This window comes from Barnesiella sp. CU968, assembly GCF_905219685.1.
GTDB classification, from domain to species: domain Bacteria; phylum Bacteroidota; class Bacteroidia; order Bacteroidales; family Muribaculaceae; genus Lepagella; species Lepagella muris_A.
In genome coordinates this window covers 1-3221 of sequence record NZ_CAJMXD010000332.1, presented here as the reverse complement: position 1 = coordinate 3221, position 3221 = coordinate 1, and the positions used below count along the sequence as shown (strand labels likewise).

At 45.2% G+C, this 3221-nt stretch carries 3 protein-coding genes; 2 read left to right on the top strand and 1 reads right to left on the bottom strand.

The annotated features are described in order from the left end of the window. Positions 1 to 89: 89 nt before the first annotated feature. Complete coding sequence (locus JX312_RS11020) at positions 90 to 1145, bottom strand: bifunctional oligoribonuclease/PAP phosphatase NrnA (RefSeq protein WP_204458032.1); 1056 nt, start codon at positions 1143 to 1145, stop codon at positions 90 to 92. Between the two features lie 140 nt (positions 1146 to 1285). On the opposite strand from JX312_RS11020, the gene mazG reads away from it, so the two are divergent. Together mazG and JX312_RS11010 are read left to right on the top strand one after the other, a co-directional pair. After that, the gene (mazG, locus tag JX312_RS11015; RefSeq protein WP_370541502.1) at positions 1286 to 2083 is read left to right on the top strand and encodes a nucleoside triphosphate pyrophosphohydrolase; all 798 of its coding nucleotides are present in this window, start codon (positions 1286 to 1288) and stop codon (positions 2081 to 2083) included. 4 nt (positions 2084 to 2087) lie between these two features. Next, the coding region (locus tag JX312_RS11010) for a DNA topoisomerase (RefSeq protein WP_239653893.1) at positions 2088 to 3221 on the top strand (1134 nt) is incomplete at its 3' end.

The following is a 3221-nucleotide window of genomic DNA, read 5'->3' as shown; positions in this document are numbered from 1 at the left end:
CACCGATGCCATTACTATCTTTGTATTTATTCTCATTTATAATGTTGATATTTATTCTTTTATAATATTACACAACTCTTGCATCCGGGTCATTGCTGACGCACATCCAGTTTCTCAAAACGTTTTGGAAGATACCTGTCATACCTGTCAAGATTCTTTATCAATAATTCCCGGCATTCCTCAAGGGTTCCGTGAAACTCGCCTCCAGATGCCTGAAGATGTCCCCCTCCGTTGAAAAGTTCGGAGCATATGCGGGAAACAGGGAAATTTACCTTGCTGCGTGCCGACACCTTTATGCAGTCGGGATCCTCACGCATGAATATTGAATACACCATGCCCCGGATATTCAAAGCCTCGTTAACAAGACCTTCCGTGTCCCCCTTCTCATAGTTGAAACGGTCAAGTTCTTCTTTTGAGAGGGTGATAAGGCATCCTCTGTGCTCCGTAAAAATTTCAAGTTTATCACACACGGCATACGCTTTCAGCCTGAGACTGTCATAACTGCAGGCTTTGACACACTCCTCGATGATCTTACCTTTTTCCGCACCTTTTTCCATCAATCTGGTGAGGATTTCATATACCTCGGGATTCTTGCAATTGACAGTAAAATTCTGTGTGTCNGTTATAAGTCCTGTCAGAAGGCATGTGGCACAATTCCTGTCAATATCGCTGTATAACCCGCACGCCGCTATAATTCTGAACACAAGCTCACATGTCGAAGACATCTCCGGATAAGAAAACTCAACCGCGCAATCAATATCCGGACCCTCATGATGGTCTATAAGCACTTTACGCGCTGATGCTCCCTGTATAAGTGGAGCAAGATGATCCTGCCTCGAAGGTTTGTTGAAATCACAACACAGTATCAGGTCACTCTCTTCGACAAGACGGCTGCAATAGGGGTCATGTCTCGTATAGACAGCGATCTCATTGAAATCAGGCAGAAAACGCAATGATCTCGGTGGAACATCCGGCACAACCACAGATGGCTGTTTGCCGATGCTCTTGAGAAGATGCCAAAGACCGAGTGTGCTCCCTATGGCATCGCCGTCAGGATGCACGTGGCATGTAAGAACGATTTTTTCGCTCTGTTCCAAAAGAGTAGAGAACTCCTTTACACACGTCGGATTTAATACTTTGTTCATACAAATGATTTCAATCCACAAAGATAATAATTATTCCACAAATATTTAACATTTTCGCGTTAAAACGCGTCAAATACCATAAAAAAGACTCGGGCAGACACCTCTTTGGAAATTTATGACTAATTTTGTAAATAAAAAATATGAATATGACTCCACTGCATACCAAAGAAGAGAAATTGCGCGCCATGGGCGACTTTCTTGATGTGCTTGACACCCTGAGGGTTCAATGCCCATGGGATGCCAAGCAGACCAACGAGTCCTTGCGCCCTAACACAATAGAGGAAGTCTTCGAACTCGCTGACGCTCTCATTACTGACGACATTCCAAACATTCGCAAGGAGCTTGGCGATGTCCTGCTGCATGTGGCTTTCTATTCGCGCATCGCAGAGGAAAAGGGAAACTTCGACATTGCCGATGTGTGTGACTCTCTGGTAGAAAAGCTCAAATTCAGACATCCACATATCTATGGCGATGTCAATGTAAACAACGCAGAAGAAGTGTCTCAGAATTGGGAACAGATAAAACTTCGTGAGAAAAAAGGTAACAAAACCGTTCTCGGAGGAGTACCTTCGGCTCTGCCTGCTTTGATAAAGGCAAGCAGAATACAGGAGAAAGCACGCAATGTGGGCTTTGACTGGGAGGAGCGCCGACAGGTGTGGGACAAGGTTAAGGAGGAAATAACCGAAGTCGAAATGGAAATTGAAAACAATGACAATCCCGATGCATTGGAATCGGAATTCGGAGATTTGTTGTTTTCTGTGGTCAATGCCGCAAGACTCTATGGCGTAGATCCTGAGAACGCTCTTGAAAAGACAAACAAAAAATTCATCAGACGATTCAACCACATAGAAGAAAGAGCCAGAGAGGCTGGAAAATCAATTAAAGACCTGACTCTTTCTGAAATGGACGCAATCTGGAACGAAGCTAAAAAGTTATAACACATTGATACTCTGCATAACTGAGAAACCGAGCGTCGGCAGGGACATAGCTCGCATCATAGGCGCTAACACCCAGCATCCGGGCTATTATGAAGGCAACGGATATTGCGTGACATGGACTTTCGGACATCTCTGCACTCTCAAGGAACCTGCCGATTATACACTCGACTGGAAAAGATGGTCATTGTCTTCACTACCCATGATTCCTCTGAAATTCGGCATTAAACTAATTCCCCAACAAAGCATCGAGACACAGTTCAACACAATAAAAAGCCTGATAGAACAGTGTGATGAAGTGATAAACTGTGGCGATGCCGGTCAAGAGGGAGAACTTATCCAGAGATGGGTGATGCAGAAGGCAGGATGCAAGAAACCGGTAAAAAGATTATGGATAAGCTCTCTTACAGATGAGTCCATCAGGGAGGGATTCGCGAATCTCAGAAGCCATGATGAGCTCGAACCCCTATACACCGCGGGATTATGCAGAGCCATCGGCGACTGGATTCTCGGCATAAACGCAACCCGATTATATACAATCAAGTACAGCAAAGACCGCCAGATTCTGTCGGTGGGGCGAGTGCAGACACCAACACTCGCACTGGTTGTGAACCGCCAGCTGGAAATCGAAAATTTTGTACCCAAAGACACTTGGGAACTCAAGACAGTCTACAGAGACACCACATTTTCTTCCGCTCTGAAAGCGTTTGCGACACAGGAAGCAGGTGAAGAAATCCTGAAAGATGTGGCACAATACCCCCTTACGGTTACAGATGTAGAAAAGAAAAAAGGGAAAGAGGCTCCACCTCGTCTCTTTGACCTGACATCTCTGCAAGTTGAATGCAACAAGAAATTCGGCATGGGTGCTGACGCCACTCTCAAAGCCATACAATCGCTTTATGAGAAAAAACTCGCCACATACCCTCGTGTCGATACAACATACCTGACTGACGACATGTATCCCAAATGCAAAAACATACTGAATGGGATAAGCGGGCATTACACAGACATCCTGCAGCCATTGCGCGGTGAAAAGCTAAAAAAAAGCAAAAAGGTATTCGACAACTCCAAAGTTACTGACCACCACGCAATCATTCCTACCGGTCAGCCCCTCCCTCAATCCCTCCCAATGGATGAACGC